Origin of the sequence: Nitratireductor rhodophyticola (assembly GCF_019891355.1) — a bacterium.
GTDB classification, from domain to species: domain Bacteria; phylum Pseudomonadota; class Alphaproteobacteria; order Rhizobiales; family Rhizobiaceae; genus Nitratireductor; species Nitratireductor rhodophyticola.
Map to the genome: position 1 here is coordinate 418,327 of NZ_JAHSSF010000004.1, position 19,746 is coordinate 438,072.

The following is a 19,746-nucleotide window of genomic DNA, read 5'->3' on the forward strand; positions in this document are numbered from 1 at the left end:
GAAGGGCAGGATAGGGAACAACTTCCGCCCGAATCGGGGAAATGCAAGAGGGCCTCATGGCATACCATCACGCGCCGCTCGCCGTGCGCGCCAACGGCGGAGGTAACTGACCGTGCGCGCAATCGCTTTTCTGGTCCGCATAATCAGCGGCCTGAATGCCCTTGTCGGCAATATCTTTTCGTGGCTGTCACTGGCCATCGTCCTGGTGTGTTTCACCGTCGTCGTGCAGCGCTACGTCTTTGCGACGAGCTTTGTGTGGATGCAGGACCTCTATATCTGGCTGAACGGAGCGATGTTCACCGCCGTCGCCGGCTTCGCCCTTCTCCGAAACGACCATGTGCGGGTCGACATTTTCTACCGGCCGGCGAGCACGCGTCACAAGGCAATCGTGGATCTGGTTGGCGTGGTCCTGTTCCTGCTGCCGTTTTCCTGGGTCGTTTTCTATTACGGGTGGAGCTTCGTCAGCCGCTCCTGGCGGCTGGGGGAAGCTTCTGCCAATGTCGGGGGCATGCCGGGGCTCTTCATCCTCAAGGGTTTCATCCTCGGCTTTGCCCTACTGCTCGCCCTGCAGGGCATCGCCATGGCGCTGCGCTCGATCCTTGTCCTTAGCGGCAATGAAGCCCTGCTGCCGGCGAAACTGAGATACGAAACCAATGACGAAGAGCAGCCGGAGGCGAGCGTCTGATGGATCCGGTTCTGATTGGCGAGCTCCTTTCGGGGCTCATGTTCTTCGGCATTATCGGCTTTCTTCTTCTGGGCTTTCCCGTCGCCTTCACGCTGGCTGGCGTGTCGCTCATGTTCGGTCTTGTCGGCATGTGGTTCGGCGTTTTCGACCCGTCGAATTTCGGCAGCCTGGCAAACCGCTATATCGGCTACATGACCAATGAAGTGCTGGTGGCTGTCCCGCTCTTCATCTTCATGGGCGTGATGCTGGAGCGCTCCAAGATCGCAGAGCAACTGCTTTTGACCATGGGCAAGCTGTTCGGCAATCTGCGCGGCGGGCTTGGCATGTCGGTCATCATCGTCGGCGCGCTTCTGGCCGCATCCACCGGTGTGGTGGGTGCCACAGTCGTCACCATGGGCCTGATCTCGCTACCGGCAATGCTGCGTGCGAACTACGATCCGAAGCTTGCGACCGGCGTCATCTGCGCTTCCGGTACGCTTGGACAGATCATCCCTCCCTCCACGGTTCTCATCTTCATGGGCGACATGCTTTCGGGCATCAACGCGCAGGTGCAGATGGCGAAGGGCAATTTCGCCCCGGTTCCCGTATCGGTGGGCGACCTCTTCGCCGGCGCACTTCTTCCCGGTGTGCTGCTGGTCGGGCTTTATCTCGGATGGACGCTTCTCAAGGCCATCTTCGATCCGGCCTCCTGCCCGGCCACACCGGTTCCGCCCGAAGAGAAGAAGGAGTTGATGGGCGAGGTCGCCGTCGCGCTCTTACCCCCGCTCCTGCTGATCATGGCCGTTCTGGGTTCGATCCTCGGCGGCATCGCCACGCCGACGGAAGCCGCCTCCGTGGGCGCCGTCGGCGCCATGGTGCTTGCCGCCTTCCGCTGGCGGCTTTCTTTTGCCGTTCTGCGCGAAACGGCGATCGCCACCGCCTCCATCACCTGCATGGTGTTCATCATCCTGTTCGGCGCTTCGGTCTTCTCCATCGTCTTCCGTCTCATGGGCGGCGACAATCTGGTGCATGAGTTCCTCGCCAACCTGCCCGGCGGCACGCTGGCGGCCGTGGCCGTGGTCATGCTGATCATGTTCCTGCTGGGTTTCATCCTCGACACGTTCGAGATCATCTTCATCGTGATCCCGATCACCGCACCGATCCTGCTGGCCCTCGATGTGGACCCGGTCTGGCTCGGCGTTCTGGTTGGTGTGAACCTGCAGACAAGCTTCCTCACGCCGCCTTTCGGCTTCGCGCTGTTTTATCTGCGCGGGGTCGCACCGGGTTCCGTGAAAACGTCGATGATCTATAAGGGAGTACTGCCTTTCGTGCTGCTGCAGCTCCTGGCCATCGCCATCATGTTCATGTTCCCTGAGATCGCCACCTGGCTTCCGAGAGCGATCTACAGCTAGGATCCAGACACAAGAAAACAAAAAAGCCCGGCGCGATGCCGGGCTTTTTCGTCGACCTCAACCGAGATCAGATCGAGAAGTATTTCTTGCGAGCCTCGACGAAAGCACCGTCCGTGCCTTCCGTACGGGTGCGCAGGATGTTGAGCGACTCGATGAAGCTCTCCGTCGTCTTCTTCGTCAGCGCATCGCCGGAATCGCGCAGCTCGCCGAGAATCTCGGCCGCTGCCTTCGCACCTGCCTCAACGATATCGTCGGGGAACTGGCGCACATTGACGCCGTGCTCGTCGACCAGTGTCTTCAGGGCACGCGGATCATTGGCGTAGAAATCCGAAGCCACCTGATCATATTCCGCCTGACAGACATCCTTGACGATCGCCTGCAGGTCGGTGGGCAGCTCCTGATACTTGGACTTGTTGACCACCAGCTCGGTAGCCAGTCCCGGTTCCACAAAGCTCGGGAAGTAGTAGTTCTTGGCGACCTGGTAGAAACCAAGCGCCAGATCGTTGTAGGGGCCGACGAACTCGGCCGCATCGAGCGTGCCCGACTGAAGCGCCTGGAAGATTTCGCCGGCAGCCATGTTGGTCACCGTCGCGCCAAGCTTCTCCCATACCCGGCCGCCGAGGCCCGGCGTGCGGAAGCGCAGACCTTTTACGGAATCGAGACCCGTCAGCTCCTCGCGGAACCAGCCACCGGCCTGTGTGCCCGTATCGCCGGAAAGAAAGCCCTGAACGCCGAACTGGTCGTAGATCTCGTCCCAGATTTCCTGACCGCCCATATAGCGGACCCATGCCGCCATTTCACGCGAGGTCATTCCGTAGGGCACACCGGTAAAGAAGGACAGGGCCGGGCTCTTGTTCTGCCAGTAATACGCCGCACCATGGCTCATCTCGGCCGAACCGTCGATCACGGCATCGAGCGACTGCAGCGGCGGAACGAGTTCACCCGCCGAATAAACCTGCACAGTCAGCCGACCGTCCGAAGCCGCCGTGATGCGATCTGCAAGCCGCTGGGCGCCGACACCCAGACCCGGAAAATTCTTCGGCCACGTGGTGACCATGCGCCAGGTCTGGTTGCCCTGAGCGATCGCAGGCGTGGCTAACGCAGCAGCGCCCGCCCCGGCACCGGCCAGTCCCGCTTTCCTGAGGAAAGAACGACGATCCATGAATACCTCCCAAAAGAACATCAAACGAAAAAAAGGGCCGCAGAACGGCCTCTTCAACTTTACTGCAGCGCCGTAGTTAACATGCTCCGGCGCAGCGGAAGCTCATCAATACACGCACAAGCATAACTGTCTAGGGTCAGGACCTACTAATATGGCCACAGTCTACACGAGAGCAGCGAACTGGGGCATCGGCCCGGTCCGGCTGCACTTTTTCGGCATGTCGCGGACGCGGCGCCACTCCGTATCGCCTGCCTGCGTGTTTCAATGTCGACTTTTGGCTCACTTGAAGGCAGGCTGCAGATGCAAGACAAAGCATAAGGCCCGAGAATCACAAAAACGATCCGGGGGGAACACATTGCTGGGAGGAAAGCATGGCGGGGCTTCTTGGCCTTTCGCGCCTGATTGACGCTATTAATCAATTCATCGGAAAGCAGGTTTCGTGGCTGATCCTGGTTGCGGTGCTGGTCTCTGCCTACAATGCCATCATCCGCTTTCTGGGAGACGGCCTGCCCGCCTACCTGCCGATACCGAGGGCTTCCAACAGCCTGCTCGAACTGCAATGGTACCTCTACGGCACCGTGTTCCTGCTGGCGTCCGCCTATACGTTGCAGCGCAATGAGCACATCCGCATCGACATCGTTTCGAGCCTGTTCACGAAACGGACCCGGGACTGGATCGACCTTTTCTGCCACGTCTTCTTCCTGCTTCCATTCGTATCGCTGATCGTCTGGCTGAGCTGGCCCTGGTTTCAGCGTTCCTTCATTTCGGGCGAGATTTCCGCCAATGCGAGCGGCCTGATCATCTGGCCCGCCAAATTCATGGTCCTTGCCGGCTTCATCCTTTTGACGGCGCAGGCCATCTCCGAAATCGTCAAGCGATATGCGGTCCTGCGCGGCCTGATCGACGAACCGAACCCGCAGCATGAAATGCATCCGGCCGCAGAAGCGGCCATTGAGATGGAGGAGAAGCGCGATGATTGACCTGATCGCGCACAATCTCGCGCCCATCATGTTCGTCACCGTCATGGCGATGCTGCTGATCGGCTATCCGGTTGCCTTCACACTGGCTGCCGGTGGCCTCCTCTTCTTCGTGATCGGTGTTGAACTCTCACATATCTCCAGTGAGATCCGGCTCTTCTGGCCGCTCCTGCAGTCGCACCCCGAGCGCATCTACGGGATCATGTACAACGACACGCTGCTCGCCATTCCGTTTTTCACCTTTATGGGGCTGATCCTGGAGCGCTCCCGGATGGCCGAAGACCTGCTTGACACGATCGGCCAGCTCTTCGGGCCGGTGCGTGGCGGGCTTGCCTACGCCGCAGTGCTGGTGGGCGCCCTCCTCGCCGCAACGACAGGGGTCGTCGCCGCATCGGTGATCGCGATGGGGCTCATCTCGTTGCCGATCATGATGCGCTACAACTATAATCGCGGCTTTGCCACCGGCACCATCGCCGCGTCCGGCACGCTGGCGCAGATCGTCCCCCCGTCGCTCGTCCTGATCGTGATGGCCGATCAGCTTGGCCGTTCCGTGGGAGACATGTATGTGGGCGCGCTTCTGCCGGCCCTCGCCATCATCGGCACCTACTGCCTGCTTGTCTTTGCCGTCACCATCGTCAAACCGCACTGGGCTCCGGCCCTGCCGCCGGAAACACGCACGCTCGGCGGCGGCGTGATCTCTCTGATCCTTCTACTGGCTGCGTCGGTCGGCATCTACCTGGCCACGTATCACACCGTTTTCGCCGATATGCGCAGCGAAGTCAGACTGGTCTGGGCGGCCACGACGGCAACGGTCTTCGCTCTCGCCCTCAGCCTTGCCAATCGCCATCTGAAACTGAACATTCTTTCACGGCTCGCCGAGCAGGTGGTGATCGTGCTGATCCCGCCCCTGGCGCTGATCTTTCTCGTCCTTGGAACCATCTTTCTCGGCATCGCCACACCGACCGAAGGTGGTGCCATGGGAGCAACCGGCGCACTCGTGCTGGCCCTGGTCAAGCGCAGGCTGTCCTTTTCCGTCCTCAAACAGGCGCTGGACGCCACAACGAAGCTTGCAGCCTTCGTGATGTTCATCCTGATTGGCGCGCGGGTCTTCGGCCTGACCTTCTACGGGATCAACGGCAATGTCTGGATCGAGGAACTTCTTCTGGCGCTGCCTGGCGGCGAAATCGGCTTCCTGCTTACCGTCACCGTCATCGTCTTCATTCTCGGCTGCTTTCTCGACTTCTTCGAGATTGCCTTCATCATGGTCCCGCTCCTGGTGCCAGCCGCCGAGACGCTCGGCATCGACCTGATCTGGTTCGGCGTCATTCTCGGCATCAATCTGCAGACATCGTTCCTGACCCCGCCCTTCGGCTTCTCGCTGTTCTATCTGAGATCGATCGCGCCGATGAAGGAATGGAAAGACGAAGTTTCCGGACGCATTCTGCCCGCCGTCAAGACGACGGAGATCTACAAGGGTGCCATCCCCTTCATCATCATCCAGTTTCTGATGATCATCCTGGTGATTGCGTTTCCCGGCCTTGTCACGCACTACAAGCAGGAAAGCACCGTCGATCCGAACGAGGTTGAGATCACCATTCCCACCTTCGGTGGCGGCAGCGACGGAGGACCCGCATTCGATCTGCCGGGCGGGCTGGGCGGCTCCCCGTTCGGTTCACCACCCACAACAGCTCCAGGCGACGGAAACGGGCAACAGAACAACGGACTGCAGCTGCCGGGCATCGGCGGTCTGCCACCGCTGGGCACGCAGCCCGGTAACACCCAGGGCGAGACACCACAGGAGCAGCCGGCAGCCCCGGCTGGCCCGGATCTGAGCCAGCCGCCGAGTTTTGACTGACACGGCGGCAGGACTGCAAAAGAAAACCCCGGAGCCGCAACTCCGGGGTTTTCTGCGATTTCAGGGACAGATCAGAGTTTACCAGCGCGCTGCTGGATCATCATGAAGGTATCGAACGTATATTCGGACAATTGCGCCCAGAGATACGCATCCTTTTTGAACGCCAGCTGATTGTCGTAGATCTTCTTGAAGGTGGGATTAGACGCGTTGATCTCGTCATAGGTTTCCATCGCAGCGTTGTAGCACGCCTCGAGGATTTCCTGACTGAACGGACGCAGCTGCGCGCCATCCGCCACCAACTGACGCAAAGCCGCCGGGTTCTTGTAATCGTAGCTCGCCATCATGTCGGCATTGGCTGCACGACAGGCCGCATCGAGCACCGACTGATAGGCCGCTGGCAGTTCATCCCACTTTGCCTTGTTGAACATGGCGTTCAGGACCGGACCGCCTTCCCACCATCCCGGATAGTAGTAATACTGGGCGACCTTGTTGAAGCCGAGCTTCTGATCGTCATAGGGGCCGACCCACTCGGTCGCGTCGATCGTGCCTTTCTCGAGCGCAGGGTAGATGTCGCCACCGGCGATCTGCTGGGGAACCACGCCGAGCTTCTCGATGATCTTGCCGCCCATGCCACCGATGCGCATCTTGAGGCCCTTGAGATCCTCAACGGTGTTGATCTCCTTTCGGAACCAGCCGCCCATCTGTGCACCGGTATTGCCGCAGGGAAGAGTGTGGAGCCCCTCGGTGTGGTAGAACTCGTTCAACAGCTCATTGCCGCCGCCATAATAAAGCCAGGCGTTCTGCTGGCGATAGTTGAGCCCGAACGGGATGGCTGTGCCCAGCGCGTAGGTCGCGTCCTTGCCCCAATAATAATATGACGCCGTATGCGCCATTTCGACGGTGCCGGCAGCCGCCGCATCCGCCGCCTGAAGGCCAGGCACGATCTCGCCCGCAGCGAAGATCTGAATCTCGAAATTGCCGTCCGTTGCCCCTTTCACGAATTCGGCCATTGTTTCGGCTGCGCCATAGATCGTATCCAGCGCCTTCGGGAACGAAGACGTGCAGCGCCAGGTGATCTTTGGCATTGACTGGGCTATGGCGGGTGAGGCCAGCGCCGACGCAGCGGCAACGCCCGTTCCTGCCATGCCTGCCTTCTTGAAGAAGGTTCTGCGGTCCATATGTTCTCCTCCCATTCTGGAACCGTCTGCCGCAGTGCCTTTGGCACCCGGCTTCATGCCGGCTTCGCCGCCCCCACGCTGTTTGCTTATATCGGGCACCGAAAACCACAGGTATCAATGCATGCATGGCGGCCCAAGTCCAGCGTGTGATCCCTGTTCTGCGACCAATGTCGAAGGCCCAACGAAATCCCGAAACTGCCCATTGGAAAGGCGCGCGGAATGTCTACATTCCGATCTCTGAGAGCGACCGCCAGAAAACGGATTATCGAATGCACACCCCACTGATCGCCGTCTCGACGGATGCAAAGGATTTCGAGAACTACACGTGGCATGCCACGCCACAGCCCTATCTCGACGCCGCCGTCTCCACCGCCGGCGTACTGCCGGTGCTGCTTCCCTCGCTCGGCGACAGGCTCGATCTGGACAGCCTGCTGGAAACCGTTGACGGCGTGCTCGTGACGGGATCGAAGTCAAATGTCTATCCCGAACTCTACGGTGGGGAAGCCAGTGAAGAGAACGGTCCCTACGACCATGCCCGCGACGCCACCACCCTCCCTCTTATCCGCAAGGCCATCGAGAAGGGGGTGCCGCTGCTGGCCATTTGCCGCGGAATTCAGGAACTGAACGTGGCGCTCGGCGGAACGCTCGCAACGGAGATTCACGAACGCGAAGGGGCTTTCGATCATCGCGGACCGCAGGAGGCCGGTCATGACACCCGTTTCGCCATCCGCCAGACGGTGAAAGTGGCGCCTGGCGGCTGCCTCGCACGCATATTCGACACGTCCGAGGTCCGTGTGAACTCAGTCCACAGACAGGGCGTGGATAGGCCCGCTCCGTGTCTTCAGGTCGAGGCAGTGGCAGACGATGGCACAGTGGAGGCCGTCTCCATGAAGGAGGCGCCGGGCTTCGCCGTCGGTGTCCAGTGGCATCCCGAATACTGGGCGCACAGGGACGATTCCTCGGCACGGATCTTCAGAGCGTTCGGCGAAGCCGTCCGCCGCCACGCCGCGAACCGCGAGAGAGCGGGCATCGCGGCTGAGTGATCAGTTTTCCCGATACAGGCTGAGCAGGGGTGTGCGCGGGCGCAGCGATTCATAGGCTGCGCCATCGCCCGGGTAAAACTCCACCAGCGCCTCGCCTGCCGCCGAGACGAAGACAACCGTCCCGTCAGGCCGCTCCTCCCAGATGCGGGCGTCGGCAAGACGCGGCAGTATCCGAGCACAGCTTCGGTCGAGATCAAGCTGCGTGCTCCCCTCTCCCGGCGCATGGCGCACACGGCAGACCTCGTTGACACCGATACCCGTCAACGTGAACTCGGAAGTGGCTGCAGGGCCAGTCTCATCTCGGTCCGGATCCAGGGCATTGCCCGTCGCCCCCTGATCGGAAAAATAGCCAAACGAGCCCACCAGCGCCAAGACCAGCGCCCCTGACACAACCAGTTTCATGAAATCGGAGCTCCATCGTCATCGGGATATCATCCCGGGAGCTTCCATTTTTCTGGTTAATCGATTGCTAACGCCTACAACTTTAAGGCGTTCTGCGCGCAGCCGAATTTTTGAGCCGTGCGGCCTTTCAGTGTCAACCGACAGACTGCGAAACGCCCCGGCGCTTCACATGGCCCGTCTCGGGAACAGGTGTGATTGCCCGGTCTTGGGTGAACCAGGTGACAAGATTGTCGACCACCAGATCCGCCATGGCCTGACGCGTCGCAACCGAAGCCGATCCCACATGCGGCAGAAGCGACGCATTCTCCAGCGCGATCAATGCCTCCGGCACATGCGGCTCGTTCTCGAACACATCCAGACCCGCCGCGAAGATCGTGCCCTTCTGCAACGCCTGGATCAGTGCGGCCTCGTCTACCGTGCTGCCACGGCCGATATTGACGAAAACGCCGTTTGCGCCCAGTGCCTCAAACACATCGGCATTGACGGCCCTGTGTGTTTCCGGCCCTCCGGGGGCGACGCAGATCAGGGTATCGACGGCTGCAGCAAGTCCCGGAAGCGTATCGTGATAGACATACGGCACGTCATCGAGCTTCCGGCGGTTGTGATAGGCGATCGGCAAACCAAAGGCGGCAAGCCGCTGCGCGACGGCGCGGCCGATGCGCCCCATGCCGAAAATGCCTACTGTCCGCCCGCGCAGCGAACCGCGCGAAAAACGATAGCCTCCCTCGCGCGCCCAGCGCCCCTCACGCAGCCATGTCTCCGCGCGAGGCAGTTCGCGCACCGTGTTGAGAAGCAGGCCCACCGCCGTGTCGGCCACCTCCTCCGTGAGAACGTCGGGCGTGTTGGTCACCATGATACCTCGGCGACCGGCATGCGCGGCATCCACCGCGTCATAGCCGACACCAAAATTGGCGATGATCTCCAGATGGGGCAATGCGTCGATGAAGCCTGCCTCGACCGTCGTCATGGCTGCCATACCGCGCACTCTTGCGGCCATCTCTTCCGTCACAAGAGCCGGATCCGCCCTCTCGAGCGTCACGAGTTCGAAAGACCCGGCAATGCGATCCTTCGCATGTGGATGCAGCACGCCCGGAACCAGGATGGCGATGTCTCGTGTTTCAGCCAAATCATTCCTCCCGATTAGATGAGCCGGTGACTTTTCTGCAGGATGGTTCAGCGCTCGACGGGCTTGCCGGTCGACTGACGCACATGAAGCTCCGGCTTGATAAGTTCCTGAGCCGGATTCACCTCAGCCCCGTTCAATCTGTCGAGCAGAACGCGCGCCGCCCGACGCCCCACATCCCGCTGGCCGTTCCAGACGGTGGTCAGTGCAGGGGTCGCAATCGCCGCCTCTTCAAGATCGTCATATCCGGTTACAGAGATGTCGACGCCGGGTACAAGTCCGGCACGGGCAATGCCGTTCATGAGACCGATGGCCACGAGATCGTTCCAGCAGACCGCCGCTGTGGGCTTGTCCTTGAGCGCGAGAAACGCCCCGGCAATCTCGAAGCCGGCCTGCTTGGTGCGAGGCCCCGGAAACCGCCACTGCGGCTTGATCTCGAGCCCCGCCTTGCCCATCGCATCCACGTAGCCCTGATACCGGTCGCGGCCGGTCGAGGTCTGGTCGGTACCTCCGATCATGGCAATGCGCGTGTGTCCAAGCGAGATCAGGTGATTGGTCGCGAGCCCGGTGCCGTAGGCATCGTCGCCACGAAACACCGGCACCCGCGCACCTTCGACGGATCGGGCGATAAGCACCGTCGGCAAACCATTTTCCTCCACAAGGCGAATATCCTGTGGCGGCGTACCAATAGCCGGCGACATGATGACCCCGTCAGCCCCCAGCTGCAAAAGCGTGTCGATGAACGTGCGCTGCTTTTCCAGCTGGTCGTAATGGTTGGACAGGAGAAAGGTCTGCCGCGACCGGTCAAGTTCAGTCTCGATAGAGCGCAGAATCTCGGCAAAGAACGGGTTCATGATGTCATGAACCACGACCCCGATAATGCCGGATCGGGAGGTTCGCAGGCTTGCCGCACGCCGGTTGTAGATATAGCCGATTTCGCGCGCATGCTCCTTGATCCGCTGACGCGTTGCATCGGCGACCAGCGGACTGTCACGCAACGCCAGGGAAACAGTTGCCGTGGAGACGCCAAGCGCCTCGGCGATGGTGGAAAGTTTGATCTTCTGCGCCAGCCTGAATCCCCCCAAACGTGCGGATGGCCTTCACCACCAGGCGCAACGCAATCCATGATCGCACCACCCGCTCGTGCTGCGACGGGCTCGCAGTCGCACCCTGCTAAACTGTTTAAAGACCTGCTTACGCCACGGACGGCCAAAAGGTCAATCAGGATACGCGGCCGCAACGTCGCCTTTCAGTGAAATCGGGTCGGTTCTGCGGGAAACAGGCTGGACGATCAGATGCTAGGCTTCGACCTCGATACTGTCTTCATCGTCGACATCGTCAAAACTGGTGCCGTTCAGATTCGCTTCGACTTTGAAGAGAAGCCGCGTCAAGACCCTCTGCTCTTTCTTGTCGAATCCTTTAAGCGCAATTTTTTCGGTCTTGCGCACCGACTTCTCAATGGACCGGATGGCCTGCTCTCCTTCTTCGGTTAAGAAAACATACGCCCGGCGTCCGTCTTCCTGCGATAATCGCTTTTCAAGAAAGCCCTGATTCGTCAGTCGGTTGATGGTTTTGGTAATTGTCGGCGGACGCACACCTAAAAGAGTGGCAAGCTGGCTGGGCGTTTGCCCATTCTCCACCGATAACGCCAGCATTAACTTGTCTTGCCCCGCATATAGCCCATGCTCCAGAAGCCGCTCGGCCAGAGCGGTGCGTGAAAGCCGAGCGGCCGACTGTAGCAAACCAATTGTCGCGCCCTTTACAGCTTTGGCCATAAAAACTCCCCTTTAGACATCCTCAACGATAAGATAGAACGCCCCTTGAACAAAATAGCTCTAACGAATCCCATTGCAACCATAGATTGCTCTTACCCAGACAAATAATTATGCTCTACTTTCGTATAAAAGTTTTGCCCGGCAATTGTCTTGATAGATCGTGAGGCATGCTGTGAATACACAAGAAAATAAACCTACGCCGGCAAAGAAAATAGCGATCCTGCCAATAGGCGCTACTGAACAGCACGGCCCTCATCTGCCCCCCGAGACTGACTGGATCATTGCGCAAGGCATTGTAGAGGCCGTTAAAAGGGAGGCCCCAGAAAATCTCGGTATTGTTTTTCTTCCTGTCGAGAAGATTGGCTACTCAGTGGAGCATTCCGACTCTCCTCAAACCCAATCCATGACATTCGAGGAGGCTGCCAATCGGTGGATCGGCATCGGGGAGTCCCAGTTCAGGGCTGGTCTGCGCAAACTCGTCATTCTCAACGCCCATGGTGGCAACTCACCATTGCTCACCATTGTAACAACGGAATTGCGCGTGCGATTCGGCATGCTGGCCGCTGCCACGAGCTGGACGCGCTTTGGGTATCCGCAGGATCTCGTCTCCGAGGAAGAGCGCGCTTTTGGTATCCACGGTGGGTTTATCGAGACCTCCGTCATGCTGGCATTGCGCCCCGACATGGTGGACATGCGAAAGGCAATGGACTTCAAATCCGCCCAGGCTGACTTTTGCCGCGATTTCACACATTTGCGCGCATACGGTCCTCATGCTTTCGGCTGGATGATGCGCGACCTCGCCCGCGAGGGCGTCACCGGCAACGCAGCAGCGGCGAGCGCAGAAGCAGGAAATCGCATCATCGCCCACAGCGTGGCCGGCTTCCTGGATCTGCTTCACGATGTCGACCGGTTCGACATTTCCCACTTCGAACACTGACCGTGCAATCGCCCGGACGCCGTCTTATATAGTCGAGAAACAATTCCAGTTTTGCGAGAAATCATGTCCGACGTTCAGACCGAGACGCCCAGCGAAACCACCCCGACACAGATCCCCGTCACTGTGCTGACCGGCTATCTGGGTTCAGGCAAGACGACGCTTCTGAACCGCATTCTCACCGAAGACCACGGCAAGCGTTATGCGGTGATCGTCAACGAATTCGGCGAGATCGGCATCGACAACGACCTGATCGTGGAATCCGACGAGGAAATCTACGAAATGAACAATGGCTGCGTGTGCTGCACGGTGCGCGGCGACCTGGTGCGGGTGGTCGAAGGGCTGACCCGGCGTCCGGGCCGGTTCGACGCCATCGTCGTGGAGACCACGGGCCTGGCCGATCCCGCCCCCGTGGCGCAAACCTTCTTTATGGATGACGATGTGCGCGCCAAGACCCGCCTTGATGCGGTTGTCGCGCTGGTCGACGCCAAGCACCTGCCGCTGCGCCTGAAGGATTCCAACGAGGCCGAAGACCAGATCGCGTTCGCCGATGTCGTGATCGTCAACAAGACCGATCTCGTCACGCCGGAAGAACTGGCGGCGGTCGAGGCAACGATCCGCGCAATCAACCCGATGGCCCGCATTCACCGCGCCGAACGCGCCGGCGTTTCGCTGACCGAGGTTCTGGACCGTGGCGCGTTCGATCTGAAGCGTGTGCTCGATAATGATCCGCACTTCCTCGATCACGACGATCCCGACCATGTGTGCGGCCCCGACTGCGACCACGACCATCACGATCATCACCACGATCATGCGCACGGGCACGATCATCATCACCACGCGCATGATCATGGCGCGGCCTCGCCGATCCACGATGCGGGCGTGAAATCGCTCTCGCTGCGCGGTGGCGAGATGGACCCGAAGAAGTTCTTCCCGTGGATCGAGAAGACCACGCAGATGGACGGTCCGAGCATTCTGCGCCTCAAGGGCATCATCGCGTTCCCGGACGATCCGGACCGGTTCGTGGTGCAGGGCGTGCACATGATCATCGAGGGCGATCACCAGCGCCCCTGGCGCGAGGACGAAAAGCGCGAAACCCGCCTCGTCTTCATTGGGCGCGACCTCGACACCGAGCGTCTGCAGCGCACATTCGAGGCCTGTCAGGCATAACGCCTGACAGAGCCATCCGCGCCACGCCATACGAAATCCATAGACCTGCATCGCCCAGGACCTGCCCATATGCCCACAGTCGCCCCGCTCGACCTCGAAAGCCATTGCATTGCCACCGCGTGGCTGAACGACATTCCGCATTTCGCGCTGGCCGATGGCGTGGTGCATCGTCTCGACAATGGCCACAAATGGACAGAGGTTCATGACGGACTGCTGGCCGCCTGCCCCGACGTCGATCGGGCACGCCTCATCACCGGCGGCGAAGATGGGCGGGTCACGGCACTTGCGGCTGACGGCACGGTGGAGACGCTGGCCGAGATCAGCCGCAAATGGGTGACCAGCGTTGCAGCCGGGCCGCAGGGCGCGGTCGGTTTCGCGGTCGGGCGCAACGCCTATGTGCGCTTTGCCGATGGGAAACAGCGCGAATTCCAGCACCCGCGCTCGGTGGAAGGCATCGCCTTCGCGCCGAAGGGGATGCGGCTTGCGGTCGCCCGCTACAATGGCGCGACGCTGCATTTTCCGGCAACCGACGGCAAGCCGACTGAGCTGGAATGGGCCGGCGCTCACACCGGCATCACCTTCTCGCCGGACGGCAAGTTCCTCGTCACCACCATGCAGGAAAACGCCCTGCATGGCTGGAAACTCGCGGACGGCAAGCACATGCGCATGGCCGGCTATCCGGGAAAGGTGAAGAGCTTTTCGTGGAGCGCCAAGGGCAAGTGGCTCGCCACGTCCGGCGCGCCGGCAGCCATTGTCTGGCCCTTCCAGGCGAAGGACGGCCCGATGGGCAAGGCGCCGCTTGAGCTGGGAACCCGCGGCGACACGATGGTGACGCAGGTCTGCTGCCACCCGACCGAGGAGATCGTCGCCGTCGGCTACGGCGACGGCATGATCCTGGCCGGGCGCTTTGCCGACCAGAAGGAGGTGCTTCTGCGCCGGCAGGGCAATGGTGCGATCACCGCCATGGCCTGGGACGATGATGGCCGCCGCCTCGCCTTTGGCTCGGAGACCGGTGAAAGCGGCGTGGTGGATATCGCGGGTTGAATTTCACGCCCTGTGCCTCAGTCTTCGCTTGCAGCGCGCGCCGCGTCCTGTAGCTTCCTCACCTGACTGGAAGCATGGGGGAGCGAGCGGTGGATAGCAGGCGCACAGCGCAGGAGATGCCTGCCCGGCTTGAACTCACCCCCGCGACCTATCGCCATCTTCTGAAAACGGCGCACCGCCACGCATCGCACCAGATCGAAGCGGAAGACCTGCTGCATGAAACGCTGATCGCCGCACTGACTGCCGGCAACCGCCCATGCGTGGAGAACCGCGCCTGGCTTCAGGGCGTCATGCGCAACGTGGCGGCGACGAAACGGCGCTCCGCCTACCGCCGGTCAACCCGTGAGAACGCCGCAATTCTTTTTGAACCATCGGAAGACGGGGATGTTCCGACCGCGTTTCTCGCCGGCCTTCCGAGGAGCCAGAGAATTGTCGCGCTTCTGGCTCTCGGCGGTCATACGCGCAATGAAATCCGGCACCTTCTGCGCATTTCCGATGCGAGCCTGCGTCAGCGCATTGCCGGCCTGCGCCAGCGTTGGCGCGATGCCGCGCCCGATGCAACTCCCCTTCCCGGAAAGCTTTTGGCGGGCACGCTCGCCTTCGGCACGATCCGGCAGAGCCTTCTTCCGCTGACCGGTCGCAATTCTGCATTCCTTGCAAGCCACGATCCGGACGGACACCTCTTTGCGGTAAGTTTTTCTCACCCCAAAGCTCACAAACCTGGCTCCTGCGGCAATTAAGAAGCAGAACCCACATTGTAACATCAGGAGATACACATGCTTTCCAACGTCCGCATCGGCACCATCTGCTATTACGTCACCGACATTGACCGCACGGAGGCGTTCTACCGCGATGTGGTCGGGCTGAATGTCCAGAGGATGGAAGGGGACGAGGAGGCGGGCGACTGGCTGCTGGCCAGCATCGAGAACAATATCGAACTCATCTTCTTCAAGATGGAGTCCCGCCCCGGAAACACCCCCATAGTGGTGTTCGACCTCTCCGAAGGTGGCATCGATACCGTTGTGGAGGGTCTTGCGGAGAAAGGCGCGACGATCGTGACGCCTGTCAGCCATGCTCCGGGCGGCTGGTCTGCCGAATTTGCCGACCCGGACGGACATGTCCTGTCCGTCTACCAGTCGGAAGAGCGCCCGCGCAAAAGCGCATAAGCATCACCGCACCAGCACCGCTCGCAGATCGTTGACATTCGTGCCGGTTGGCCCCGGCGCGAACAGATCGTCCAGCGCATCGAACGCGCCCCAGGCGTCATGCGCGGCCAGCAGCGCCTTCGGGTCGTGGCCGGCAGAGCGCAGACGCGCGACGGTGCCGTGATCGGCAAAGGCACCGGCATTCTCCTCCGACCCGTCGATGCCATCCGTATCGGCGGCGAAAGCCGAGATGCCGGAAACGCCCTCAATGCCGAGCGCAAGCGCCAGAAGGAATTCTGTGTTGCGCCCGCCGCGCCCGCCGCTTCGGCGCAGCGTGACCGTGGTTTCACCGCCCGAAAGCAGCACGACCGGTTTTCTGAAAGGCCGGTCGCGCAGCGCCACCTCACGGGCAATCGCTGCATGAACGCCGCCCACCTCGCGCGCTTCGCCCTCAATCGCATCCGACAGGATGACGGCAGGCACGCCCTGCGCTTCGGCGGCGGCCGAAGCGGCTTCCAGCGAACGCGCGGCCGAGGCGATGACGTGAACCTCATGGCCTGAAAAACGTGGATCATCCGGCTTTGGTGCGTCTGCCGCAGGCGATGCGAGATGCTGCATCACCGCATCGGGCAGCTGCATGCCATAGGTCTCGATCACCGCAAGCGCATCCGCGCGGCTTGCCGTGTCAGGCACGGTCGGACCGGATGAAACAAGTGCCGGATCATCGCCGGGAATGTCCGAAACGATCAGCGAGACCACGCGCGCGGGATGAGCTATAGCGGCCAACCTGCCGCCCTTGATTGCGGAAATGTGCTTGCGCACCGTGTTCATGGCCGAGATCGGCGCGCCGGACGCCAGAAGCGCCTCGTTGACGGCGATCTCGTCGGCAAGCGTCAGGAAGCCTGCCGGTGCGGGCAGCAGGGCTGAACCGCCGCCGCAAACGAGCGCGATCACCAGATCATCCGGGCCAAGCCCGGTCACGCTCTCCATGAGACGCTTTGCGCCGGAAAGGCCGGCCTCATCCGGCACCGGGTGCGCCGCCTCCAGAACCTCGATCATGCGGGTCGGCGCGCCATAGCCGTAGCGGGTCACGACCACGCCTTCCAGAGGCCCGTCCCAGACATCCTCCAGCGCTGCCGCCATCTGGGCCGCCCCCTTGCCGGCCCCGACCACAATGGTGCGGCCCCGGGGCTTTTCCGGTAGGAATGCGCGAATGGTCTTGGCCGGGTCGGCGGCAGCGACAGCAGCGTCGAACAGTCTTGTGAAAAACGCCTTCGGATCGATGCTGCCGGTCACATGCGCCCCCTGAACTTACAAGGCGCTTTTGGCAGCCTCTCCTGCGACATAGGTTTCCACGATGGCGCGGTCATCAGCAAGCGTCTGGAGCAGGAAAAGCTCCTCGGCCAGCGTTTCGATGCGCTCCATGCGCAGCGCCATGACCGGCGTTGCGCGCGCATTCAGAACCACGATATCGGCGTCAGTGCCCGGTTCCAGCGTGCCCACGCGCTCCGACAGGGAAAGCGCCTCGGCATTGCCGCGCGTGATCTGCCAGAAGGAGGCCAGCGGGTTCAGCTTCTCGCCATTGAGCGCGATGACCTTGTAGCCCTCATCCATGGTGCGCAGCATGGAGTAATTGGTGCCGCCGCCCACATCCGTCGCCGAGGCCAGCCGCAGCGGCTTCTCACGCTTGCGATAACGCAGATAGTCGAACAGGCCGGAGCCGAGGAAGAGGTTTGAGGTGGGGCAGAACACGGCGACCGAGCCCGTGTCCGAAAGCACATCCGCCTCGCGCTCGGAGAGATGAATGCAATGGCCGAGCAACGCCTTGGGGCCAAGCAGGCCGTAATGCTCATAGATGCCGGTATAGTCCGGCGCGTCGGGATAAAGCTCCAGCGTGAAGGCGATCTCGTCGTGATTTTCAGACAGATGCGTCTGCATGTGGAGGTCGGGGAACTCGCGCATCAGTGCTGCGGCCATCTCCAGCTGCTCGGGGCTGGAGGTGATGGCGAAACGCGGCGTGACGGCATAGTTGAGCCGCCCCCTGCCGTGCCATTCGCCGATCAGCGCCTTCGTGTCGTCGTAAGAGGACTGCGGCGTGTCGGTGAGTGCGGCCGGCGCGTTGCGGTCCATCATCACCTTACCGCCAACAACGCACATATTGCGCGCCAGCGCCTCGCCGAAAAAGGCCTCAGCGCTTTCCTTGTGAACGGAGCAATAGGCGGCAACCGTGGTCGTGCCGTTGCGCAGCAGCTCATCGAAGAACAGACGGGCGATGTGACGACCGTGCTGAATGTCGGAGAACCTGGTTTCTTCGGGGAAAGTGTAGTTGTTCAGCCAGTCCAGAAGCTCGGCGCCATAGCTCGCGATCACCTGCATCTGCGGGAAATGCGCATGGGCGTCGATGAAGCCCGGCAGGATGAGATGCGGGCGATGATCCACCATCGCGTGCCCCGCTTCGGCGCCGGCTACGACCTCGGCAAAGCTGCCGGCAGCGAGGATAACGCCGTCTTCGACCAGAACCGCGCCATCCTCTTCAAAGAGGTATGAATCGTGATCATCGATGCTCCGCGGCTCGGTCTTGAAGGACAGAAGCCTGCCACGGATGAGTTTCTGTGCCATGCGCTAGCGCGCCTCCTCGAACCAGGTCACGATCAGCCGCCTCTCTTCTTCGGTGATGCCCGAGACATTGCCGGGCGGCATGGCGTGGCTGCGGCCTGCCTGCAGATAGATTTCACGCGCGTGCTCGGCAATAGCCGCATCCGTGTCGAGCACAACATTCTTCGGCGGTGAAGGTACCCCATCATAGCCCGGCACGGCAGCATGGCACATGGCGCAGCGCCCCATCACCGTGTCGCGCACGGCGGGAAAATGGGTCGAGGCGACGAAGGTCTGTCCCGTCGCCGAAAGCTTCGTCTCGCCCGTCAGCACCTGCGGCACGGTGGAGAGCCACATGATGATGATGAAGAGAACGCCGGCCAGGCCCCAGGTCCAGTGCGGGGTGCCCTTGCGGGCGTGCACCGTGTTGAAATAGTGCCGGATCAGCACGCCGATGATGAAGATGAGCGATGCGATCACCCAGTTGAACTGGGTGCCGAAGGCCAGCGGATAGTGGTTCGACAGCATCAGGAAGACGACGGGCAGCGTCAGGTAATTGTTGTGCAGCGAGCGCTGCTTGGCCTGCAGGCCAAGCTTCGGGTCGGGCGTGCGCCCCGCCTTCAGATCGGCCACCACGATCTTCTGGTTGGGGATGATGATCAGGAAGACATTCGCCGTCATGATGGTCGCGGTGAAAGCGCCCAGATGCAGGAAGGCCGCGCGACCGGTGAAGAGCTGCGTATAGCCCCACGCCATCACCACCAGGATCACATAGAGAACCAGCATCAGCGCCGTGTCGTTTTTGCCGAGCGGCGATTTGCACAGAAGGTCGTAGAGCAGCCAGCCAAGCCCAATGGAAGCGAGCGAGATCAGGATGCCGCCCCAGGCGGGCACATCGAGCACATTGCGGTCGACCAGATAGAGATCCGCGCCCGCATAATAGACGATGGCCAGCAGCGCGAAGCCGGACAGCCAGGTGGAATAGGATTCCCATTTGAACCAGGTCAGGTGCTCCGGCATGGAGGCCGGCGCGACCATGTATTTCTGGATGTGGTAGAAGCCGCCGCCATGGACCTGCCATTCCTCGCCATGCACGCCCTCGGGCAGGCCCGGCCGCTTCACCAGCCCCAGATCGAGCGCGATGAAATAGAAGGATGAGCCAATCCAGGCAATGGCCGTGACCACGTGCAGCCAGCGCACGCCAAAAGACAGCCAGTCCCACAAAACCGCGTATTCGTTCATGCCAGCTTCCTCAACTCCACCGGGC

The 19,746-nt window shown here is 61.2% G+C and carries 19 protein-coding genes; 10 read left to right on the forward strand and 9 right to left on the reverse strand.

Annotated elements, in window-relative coordinates; all coding sequences use genetic code 11:
- The first annotated feature begins 112 nt into the window (after positions 1 to 112).
- Both KUG85_RS17450 and KUG85_RS17455 read left to right on the forward strand, forming a co-directional pair.
- Positions 113 to 685 carry a TRAP transporter small permease subunit gene (locus KUG85_RS17450; protein WP_223006225.1) on the forward strand — a complete coding sequence of 191 codons (573 nt, stop codon included), beginning with the start codon at positions 113 to 115 and terminating at the stop codon, positions 683 to 685.
- Entirely contained in the window at positions 685 to 2,076 is a 1,392-nt protein-coding gene (locus KUG85_RS17455) for a TRAP transporter large permease (protein WP_007008846.1), read from the forward strand. Before KUG85_RS17450 ends, KUG85_RS17455 begins: the two co-directional genes overlap by 1 nt.
- 67 nt (positions 2,077 to 2,143) lie before the next feature.
- Here KUG85_RS17455 and KUG85_RS17460 read toward each other — a convergent pair whose 3' ends face one another.
- On the reverse strand, positions 2,144 to 3,238 hold the full coding sequence (locus tag KUG85_RS17460) for a TRAP transporter substrate-binding protein (RefSeq protein WP_065816005.1): 1,095 nt from the start codon (positions 3,236 to 3,238) through the stop codon (positions 2,144 to 2,146).
- Between the two features lie 371 nt (positions 3,239 to 3,609).
- Here KUG85_RS17460 and KUG85_RS17465 point away from each other — a divergent pair, with 371 nt between their 5' ends.
- Together KUG85_RS17465 and KUG85_RS17470 are read left to right on the forward strand one after the other, a co-directional pair.
- A complete protein-coding gene (locus tag KUG85_RS17465) occupies positions 3,610 to 4,218 on the forward strand; it encodes a TRAP transporter small permease subunit (RefSeq protein WP_065815820.1) in 609 nt (202 codons plus the stop codon).
- Complete coding sequence (locus KUG85_RS17470) at positions 4,211 to 6,070, forward strand: TRAP transporter large permease (RefSeq protein ID WP_223006226.1); 1,860 nt, start codon at positions 4,211 to 4,213, stop codon at positions 6,068 to 6,070. Before KUG85_RS17465 ends, KUG85_RS17470 begins: the two co-directional genes overlap by 8 nt.
- 71 nt (positions 6,071 to 6,141) lie before the next feature.
- On the opposite strand, the gene KUG85_RS17475 is transcribed toward KUG85_RS17470, so the two are convergent.
- Positions 6,142 to 7,248 (reverse strand): TRAP transporter substrate-binding protein, encoded by a 1,107-nt coding sequence (locus KUG85_RS17475; RefSeq protein WP_065815822.1) that lies wholly within the window; start codon positions 7,246 to 7,248, stop codon positions 6,142 to 6,144.
- A gap of 269 nt (positions 7,249 to 7,517) precedes the next feature.
- On the opposite strand from KUG85_RS17475, the gene KUG85_RS17480 reads away from it, so the two are divergent.
- Positions 7,518 to 8,291 carry a gamma-glutamyl-gamma-aminobutyrate hydrolase family protein gene (locus tag KUG85_RS17480; RefSeq protein ID WP_223006227.1) on the forward strand — a complete coding sequence of 258 codons (774 nt, stop codon included), beginning with the start codon at positions 7,518 to 7,520 and terminating at the stop codon, positions 8,289 to 8,291.
- Here the strand turns inward: KUG85_RS17480 and KUG85_RS17485 are convergent, their stop codons facing one another.
- The 4 genes from KUG85_RS17485 to KUG85_RS17500 form a co-directional block, all read right to left on the reverse strand.
- Positions 8,292 to 8,693, reverse strand: coding sequence for a hypothetical protein (locus KUG85_RS17485; RefSeq protein WP_065815824.1), 402 nt, complete (start codon positions 8,691 to 8,693; stop codon positions 8,292 to 8,294). It abuts the gene before it with no gap.
- Between the two features lie 133 nt (positions 8,694 to 8,826).
- Entirely contained in the window at positions 8,827 to 9,819 is a 993-nt protein-coding gene (locus KUG85_RS17490; RefSeq protein ID WP_223006228.1) for a 2-hydroxyacid dehydrogenase, read from the reverse strand.
- Between the two features lie 47 nt (positions 9,820 to 9,866).
- A complete protein-coding gene (locus KUG85_RS17495; RefSeq protein WP_025030476.1) occupies positions 9,867 to 10,886 on the reverse strand; it encodes a LacI family DNA-binding transcriptional regulator in 1,020 nt (339 codons plus the stop codon).
- Between the two features lie 228 nt (positions 10,887 to 11,114).
- The gene (locus KUG85_RS17500; protein ID WP_065815826.1) at positions 11,115 to 11,591 is read right to left on the reverse strand and encodes a MarR family winged helix-turn-helix transcriptional regulator; all 477 of its coding nucleotides are present in this window, start codon (positions 11,589 to 11,591) and stop codon (positions 11,115 to 11,117) included.
- Positions 11,592 to 11,763: 172 nt separating this feature from the next.
- On the opposite strand from KUG85_RS17500, the gene KUG85_RS17505 reads away from it, so the two are divergent.
- The 5 genes from KUG85_RS17505 (at position 11,764) to KUG85_RS17525 (ending at position 15,905) form a co-directional block, all read left to right on the forward strand.
- Positions 11,764 to 12,528, forward strand: coding sequence for a creatininase family protein (locus tag KUG85_RS17505; protein WP_223006229.1), 765 nt, complete (start codon positions 11,764 to 11,766; stop codon positions 12,526 to 12,528).
- A 63-nt stretch (positions 12,529 to 12,591) separates the two neighbouring features.
- Positions 12,592 to 13,695, forward strand: a complete 1,104-nt coding sequence (locus tag KUG85_RS17510; RefSeq protein WP_223006230.1) for a CobW family GTP-binding protein — start codon at positions 12,592 to 12,594, stop codon at positions 13,693 to 13,695.
- A 69-nt stretch (positions 13,696 to 13,764) separates the two neighbouring features.
- Positions 13,765 to 14,739 carry a WD40 repeat domain-containing protein gene (locus KUG85_RS17515; RefSeq protein ID WP_223006231.1) on the forward strand — a complete coding sequence of 325 codons (975 nt, stop codon included), beginning with the start codon at positions 13,765 to 13,767 and terminating at the stop codon, positions 14,737 to 14,739.
- Between the two features lie 89 nt (positions 14,740 to 14,828).
- Positions 14,829 to 15,479 carry an RNA polymerase sigma factor gene (locus KUG85_RS17520; RefSeq protein WP_223006232.1) on the forward strand — a complete coding sequence of 217 codons (651 nt, stop codon included), beginning with the start codon at positions 14,829 to 14,831 and terminating at the stop codon, positions 15,477 to 15,479.
- A gap of 36 nt (positions 15,480 to 15,515) precedes the next feature.
- Positions 15,516 to 15,905: a VOC family protein gene (locus tag KUG85_RS17525; protein ID WP_223006233.1), complete on the forward strand. Its 390-nt coding sequence runs from the start codon at positions 15,516 to 15,518 to the stop codon at positions 15,903 to 15,905.
- 3 nt (positions 15,906 to 15,908) lie between these two features.
- Here the strand turns inward: KUG85_RS17525 and KUG85_RS17530 are convergent, their stop codons facing one another.
- The 3 genes from KUG85_RS17530 to KUG85_RS17540 are packed head-to-tail and all read right to left on the reverse strand — an operon-like array spanning position 15,909 to position 19,721.
- Entirely contained in the window at positions 15,909 to 17,180 is a 1,272-nt protein-coding gene (locus KUG85_RS17530) for a glycerate kinase type-2 family protein (protein ID WP_223006234.1), read from the reverse strand.
- A 15-nt stretch (positions 17,181 to 17,195) separates the two neighbouring features.
- Positions 17,196 to 18,503: a guanine deaminase gene (guaD, locus tag KUG85_RS17535; RefSeq protein WP_223006235.1), complete on the reverse strand. Its 1,308-nt coding sequence runs from the start codon at positions 18,501 to 18,503 to the stop codon at positions 17,196 to 17,198.
- Positions 18,504 to 18,506: 3 nt separating this feature from the next.
- Entirely contained in the window at positions 18,507 to 19,721 is a 1,215-nt protein-coding gene (locus KUG85_RS17540; RefSeq protein WP_223006236.1) for a urate hydroxylase PuuD, read from the reverse strand.
- Positions 19,722 to 19,746 lie beyond the last annotated feature (25 nt).

Coding starts and splice junctions, on each gene's coding strand:
- KUG85_RS17475 (WP_065815822.1), bottom strand. CDS start 7,248: ATGGACCGCAGAACCTTCTTCAAGAAGGCAGGCATGGCAGGAACGGGC.
- KUG85_RS17500 (WP_065815826.1), bottom strand. CDS start 11,591: ATGGCCAAAGCTGTAAAGGGCGCGACAATTGGTTTGCTACAGTCGGCC.
- KUG85_RS17540 (WP_223006236.1), bottom strand. CDS start 19,721: ATGAACGAATACGCGGTTTTGTGGGACTGGCTGTCTTTTGGCGTGCGC.
- KUG85_RS17470 (WP_223006226.1), top strand. CDS start 4,211: ATGATTGACCTGATCGCGCACAATCTCGCGCCCATCATGTTCGTCACC.
- KUG85_RS17485 (WP_065815824.1), bottom strand. CDS start 8,693: ATGAAACTGGTTGTGTCAGGGGCGCTGGTCTTGGCGCTGGTGGGCTCG.
- guaD (WP_223006235.1), bottom strand. CDS start 18,503: ATGGCACAGAAACTCATCCGTGGCAGGCTTCTGTCCTTCAAGACCGAG.
- KUG85_RS17460 (WP_065816005.1), bottom strand. CDS start 3,238: ATGGATCGTCGTTCTTTCCTCAGGAAAGCGGGACTGGCCGGTGCCGGG.
- KUG85_RS17480 (WP_223006227.1), top strand. CDS start 7,518: ATGCACACCCCACTGATCGCCGTCTCGACGGATGCAAAGGATTTCGAG.
- KUG85_RS17515 (WP_223006231.1), top strand. CDS start 13,765: ATGCCCACAGTCGCCCCGCTCGACCTCGAAAGCCATTGCATTGCCACC.
- KUG85_RS17465 (WP_065815820.1), top strand. CDS start 3,610: ATGGCGGGGCTTCTTGGCCTTTCGCGCCTGATTGACGCTATTAATCAA.
- KUG85_RS17510 (WP_223006230.1), top strand. CDS start 12,592: ATGTCCGACGTTCAGACCGAGACGCCCAGCGAAACCACCCCGACACAG.
- KUG85_RS17525 (WP_223006233.1), top strand. CDS start 15,516: ATGCTTTCCAACGTCCGCATCGGCACCATCTGCTATTACGTCACCGAC.
- KUG85_RS17455 (WP_007008846.1), top strand. CDS start 685: ATGGATCCGGTTCTGATTGGCGAGCTCCTTTCGGGGCTCATGTTCTTC.